The organism is Gammaproteobacteria bacterium CG11_big_fil_rev_8_21_14_0_20_46_22 (genome assembly GCA_002796245.1).
GTDB lineage: Bacteria > Pseudomonadota > Gammaproteobacteria > UBA12402 > UBA12402 > 1-14-0-20-46-22.
The window spans coordinates 53,714-58,886 of record PCWT01000051.1 but is presented as its reverse complement, the minus strand read 5'-3'; the positions used below and the strand labels follow the sequence as shown (position 1 = coordinate 58,886).

Sequence of the window (5,173 nt, the reverse complement as noted above, 5' to 3'; positions counted from 1 at the left end):
GAGCCAAAAATGAAAAAAATCGAAGCACATATTGAACATATGTAATGAGATTTTTGCAATTTTTGGCCGATTTCGCTTGGTTTGCAGTCGGAAATACCCATTGTAAACAAGCCCTAAAGGGGGCTGCTTTTTTTTCGTGCATGTAGCCTGTATATGGGCTGAGCGCCGAAGGCGTGATAATCCGGGTTTTCGTTTCGCTTAAGACAGGCTTTGATCGGCTCGTTTTTTGAGGCTCTTGTTCTTTTAACGCAAGTCCATATAATAAGGTGAAACCAATCAGGGGTAGAGACTATGTCGCGCCAAACCATTTCCGCTGCCAACAGTATCACGCTTCGCATGAGCTGGGATGATAACCAGTGCAATTTGAGTGAAGTCAGCCATGTGGTGGAAGCTTTGGGCGCTCAGATTGTGGGCATTGACGTTTCGGGTGTGCAAGATGGCCGCTTGTTGCGCGATATTACAATTTTCACTTCAAACCCTAAGCAATCACAAGATGTACAAGAAGCGTTGGCGGCGATGCCAGCTGTTGAAGTGTTTCATGTGTCGGACCGTACCTTTTTGATGCACTTGGGCGGTAAGCTGGAAATGCGTTCCAAGGTCGCATTGAAGACACGCGATGACTTGTCCATGGCGTACACCCCGGGCGTGGCGCGGGTCTGCATGGCGATTCATGAAGATCCCAGCAAAGTATTTAACCTAACCATTAAGCGTAACATGGTGGCGGTGATCACCGATGGTACCGCGGTGTTGGGTTTGGGCGATATTGGCCCTGAAGCCTCATTGCCGGTGATGGAGGGTAAGGCGGTATTGTTTAAGCAGTTTGCGGGCGTGGATGCTTTTCCCATTGCCTTAAACACAAAAGACACGGATGAAATTGTTGATACAGTATTGCGTATTGCGCCGGTGTTTGGTGGGATTAACTTGGAGGATATCTCTGCCCCACGTTGCTTTGAGGTTGAGCGTCGCTTGCAAGATGCGCTCGATATTCCGGTGTTTCATGATGATCAACATGGCACGGCTGTGGTGTTGGCAGCAGCGATGATCAATGCCTTAAAACTCGTGAACAAACGCTTCGAAGACTTGAAGGTGGTGGTGCTCGGCGTGGGTGCGGCTGGTGTAGCCTGTAGCAATATTTTATTAGACCTTGGGGTAAAAAACGTCATCGGCTGTGATCGCCAGGGTGCGCTGTATGATGGCCGTGAAGGGATGAACGAGGTAAAAGTCGATTACGCTAAACGCACAAATCCGAACAAAGAACAGGGTGACATTCATAAGGTGATAAAAGGCGCGGATGTCTTTATTGGCTTGTCCGGCCCGGATATGATGACGGTGGATGATGTGAAGTCGATGAATCAGGATGCTATCGTGTTTGCCATGTCTAATCCCACGCCTGAAATTATGCCTGAAGAGATTCAAGGTATTGCCAAAATTATTGCCACGGGTCGAAGCGATTACCCTAACCAAATTAATAACGTGCTGTGTTTTCCTGGTCTTTTTCGGGGTGCACTCGATTGCATGGCCAAAGAAGTCAATGAGGCCATGAAGCTGGCGGCAGCGTATGCAATTGCTGGCGTCATAGATGACAAGAACTTGCATCCAGACTATATTATCCCGAGTGTCTTTGATAAAGCGGTGGTGTCAGCCGTTTCAGAGGCAGTAATCAAGGCTGCTCACGAAACCGGTGTGGCTCGTAAAGGATAACAACCAGCATGACTCAGAGCAGGCAGCGACAGTTTGAGGTGGAGTGCGGTATATTGCTTGCCGAAGCGCCTCAAACCAAGCCACCGAAAATGTATCAAATCGTTCTATTTAATGATGATTTCACGCCCATGGATTTCGTGGTCGAGGTCCTGCGTATTTTCTTTTTTAAGACGAAACCTAAAGCGGAAGAGATCATGCTGAAAATTCACACAACCGGTAAAGCGGTGTGTGGAATCTATACAAAGAATGTCGCTGAAATGAAAATCTCGCAAGTACGACGCTATGCGCGAGATCATGAGCACCCATTGCGCTGCGAAATGCAGCCTTTGGACGGTTAAAAAGGAGAGGGTGTAATGTTAAATCAGGCATTGGAGGCTACTTTAAGCCAGGCGTATCGTCTTGCCAGTGAAAAGCGACACGAGTTTTTAACCGTAGAGCATTTGCTGTTAGCGCTGCTGGAAAATTCGGATGCGCAAGAAGTGTTGCACGCTTGCGGTGCGAAAAATTCACGCTTACGCCAAAACTTGATTGCCTTTATTGATGAAACTTCACCTGTTGTGCCTGAAGATGTGCCGCAGCGAGAAACGCAGCCAACTATTGGGTTTCAGCGTGTATTGCAGCGTGCAGTGTTTCAAGTGCAATCCTCTGGGAAAACGGAAGTCACAGGGGCAAATGTCTTAGCTGCTATTTTCAGTGAGCAAGAAAGTCAAAGTGTGTATTTGCTCAAGCAAGAAAATGTCTCACGCTTAGATGTGTTGAATTTTATCAGCCATGGTCACAAGCAGCCGCCGCCGCCCTCAAGTGGTGCGTCGCATACTTCGCATGAATCAGATTTGGGCATGGGCGGCTTTTCATCCATGGGGGGGGCGAATGAAGAAGACTCCGACAGTTCGCTTGAAAAACTCACCGTTAATTTAAATGATAAAGCTAAGCAAGGGCGGCTTGATCCGCTCATCGGTCGTGAAGAGCAGGTTGAGTTTTCGATTCAAACCTTGGCGAGGCGACGTAAAAATAATCCCTTGCTGGTTGGTGAAGCGGGTGTGGGTAAAACTGCCATTGCGGAAGGCTTGGCGTTGGCCATTGTGGAAGGCCGCGTGCCAGAAGCCATCAAAGATGCTGTAGTGTATAGCTTGGATTTAGGCGCTTTACTTGCGGGCACTAAGTATCGCGGTGATTTTGAAAAGCGCATGAAGCTTTTGCTAGAGCAGCTCAGTCGTGTGCCGAACGCGATTTTGTTTATTGATGAAATTCATACGATTATTGGTGCGGGTTCAGCGTCTGGCGGGGCGATGGATGTCTCCAACTTATTGAAACCTTTATTATCGCGTGGTGAGTTGCGTTGCATGGGTGCGACAACGTATCAAGAATACCGCAATGTCTTTGAAAAAGATCGCGCACTTTCACGTCGTTTTAGAAAGATCGATGTGCCAGAGACCACGGTGGATCAAACCACATTGATCTTAAAAGGCTTGAAGTCCCGCTTTGAAGAGCATCATCATGTGGAATACACGGATCAAGCGTTAAAGGCTGCGAGCGAGCTTTCAAATAAATATCTAACCGAGCGTTTTTTGCCAGACAAAGCGATTGACGTGATTGATGAAGCCGGCGCGTATTTTCGTATTCGCCGAAAATCAGACAATGATAAGCCCATTAAAATCGGTGTGGGCCAAATTGAAGAAATTGTGGCTAAGCTTGCGCGTATTCCTGAGAAAAGTGTATCAAGTTCAGATAAGCACTTGTTAAAAAACCTTGAGCGCGATTTGAAGTTTCAAGTTTTTGGTCAATCTGAAGCGATTGAAAAGGTCGTTGATGCGATCAAACTCGCACGCTCCGGTCTTCGCGAAGAAGAAAAGCCGGTGGGTTCATTTTTATTTGCAGGCCCCACGGGTGTGGGTAAAACCGAGGTGGTCTTGCAGTTGTCACGCTTATTAGGTGTGAAGTTATTGCGCTTTGATATGTCGGAATACATGGAGCGCCATTCTGTTGCTCGTTTGATTGGTGCCCCCCCAGGTTATGTGGGCTACGATCAAGGCGGGTTGCTAACAGACGATGTCTTGAAACACCCACACGCCATCGTTTTGCTTGATGAAATCGAAAAAGCGCATCCTGATGTGTATAACCTTTTGCTGCAAGTGATGGATCATGGCCGACTAACCGATAGCAATGGTCGTGAAGTGGATTTTCGCCACGTGATTTTGGTGCTGACCACCAATGCGGGTGCGCAAGTCATTAGCCGCGCATCGATTGGCTTTAAAAAGCAAGATCACACCAAAGACGGTATGGAAGAGTTGAAGAAAACCTTCAGCCCTGAATTTAGAAACCGTTTGGATGCGATTGTCGAATTTAAACCGCTGAGCATCACGACGATTGCCGATGTTGTGAACAAGTTCTTGATGCAGCTTGAGCAGCAGCTTGAAGAGAAAAAAGTCACGCTTAACGTTGATGAATCTGCGCGGGTGTGGCTGGCTGAACACGGTTACGATGAGCTGATGGGTGCTCGCCCGATGAAACGTTTGATTCAAGACAAGATCAAAAAACCATTGGCCAATGAATTGTTGTTCGGTGAGTTGATTAAAGGTGGTGAGGTGAATGTGACCACGGCTGATGGAGAGCTGAAAGTGGTGGCTAAGGAAACCAAGGTACCTGAAAAGCTTGAGAAGTAATTGTGCTGGCTTCAAATAAAAAAGCGAGCCTTGAGCTCGCTTTTTAGGTTCTCGGGTTCGGTGTTAGTTTTTCTCGCGAAACGTGATTCGGCCTTTTGAAAGGTCGTACGGTGTCATTTCCACGCGGACTTTGTCGCCTGTTAGGATGCGAATGTAGTTTTTGCGCATTTTGCCGGAGATATGGGCGGTAATGACATGGCCGTTTTCAAGCTTCACACGAAACATGGTGTTGGGTAATGTGTCTAGTACCACACCTTCGAGTTCAATGTTATCTTCTCTGGCCATGATCGCTCCTTTGCGTAAAAATCGCGCATAGTATGCTATGTCTTTGATTCTTCGTCAACTACCTATTGGCTTTTATGGCGGCATCCTTTAGAGTGTGCGCAAAGACACAGGAGGCCGTATGTCAGAAACAGTAGAAGGTTTGACCATTTCATACCATGAAGACGGTGTGGAGAAAATAAAAGAACTCGATAAAGCGTTATTGGCTAAAGGCGGTGCTTGGGTCACGATGATGTTTCGCTACCAAGAGTGGGATTATAAAGCAGAGGCGTATGGGCCGGATAAATTTGCTGTACGCCGTTATCAAAAGCGCAACGGTGCGTATCAAATGCGCTCGAAATTTAACATCTCAAATGTTGAACAGGCTAAGAAAATTATCGAAATATTAGCAGGCTGGACAGCTTAAAATGTTCGACGCTTAGGCTGCGCACTCGTAAGTTTTGAGTGGGCAGGGCTAAGCGTCGAAGCCAGCTCAAACCTTTTCTCGCTTAATTTAAGCGGCATCTGCGTTGTTAAATGCTCCCTCA

Annotated in this window: 5 protein-coding genes and 1 pseudogene (1 of these 6 only partly in view); 5 read left to right on the top strand and 1 reads right to left on the bottom strand. The window is 47.2% G+C overall.

Annotation, left to right across the window (positions count from 1 at the left end; all coding sequences use genetic code 11):
* The 4 genes and pseudogenes from COV52_07075 to clpA form a co-directional block, all read left to right on the top strand.
* Window positions 1-45 (top strand): annotated as a pseudogene (locus COV52_07075) (hypothetical protein); it begins 1,017 nt to the left of the window's first position.
* 246 nt (window positions 46-291) lie between these two features.
* A complete protein-coding gene (locus COV52_07070; protein PIR10800.1) occupies window positions 292-1,701 on the top strand; it encodes an NAD-dependent malic enzyme in 1,410 nt (469 codons plus the stop codon).
* An 8-nt stretch (window positions 1,702-1,709) separates the two neighbouring features.
* On the top strand, window positions 1,710-2,039 hold the full coding sequence (locus tag COV52_07065; protein ID PIR10799.1) for an ATP-dependent Clp protease adapter ClpS: 330 nt from the start codon (window positions 1,710-1,712) through the stop codon (window positions 2,037-2,039).
* Between the two features lie 15 nt (window positions 2,040-2,054).
* The gene (clpA, locus tag COV52_07060; protein ID PIR10798.1) at window positions 2,055-4,364 is read left to right on the top strand and encodes an ATP-dependent Clp protease ATP-binding subunit ClpA; all 2,310 of its coding nucleotides are present in this window, start codon (window positions 2,055-2,057) and stop codon (window positions 4,362-4,364) included.
* Between the two features lie 63 nt (window positions 4,365-4,427).
* Here clpA and COV52_07055 read toward each other — a convergent pair whose 3' ends face one another.
* Entirely contained in the window at window positions 4,428-4,649 is a 222-nt protein-coding gene (locus COV52_07055; GenBank protein PIR10797.1) for a translation initiation factor IF-1, read from the bottom strand.
* Window positions 4,650-4,767: 118 nt separating this feature from the next.
* On the opposite strand from COV52_07055, the gene COV52_07050 reads away from it, so the two are divergent.
* Entirely contained in the window at window positions 4,768-5,052 is a 285-nt protein-coding gene (locus COV52_07050; GenBank protein ID PIR10796.1) for a hypothetical protein, read from the top strand.
* Window positions 5,053-5,173 lie beyond the last annotated feature (121 nt).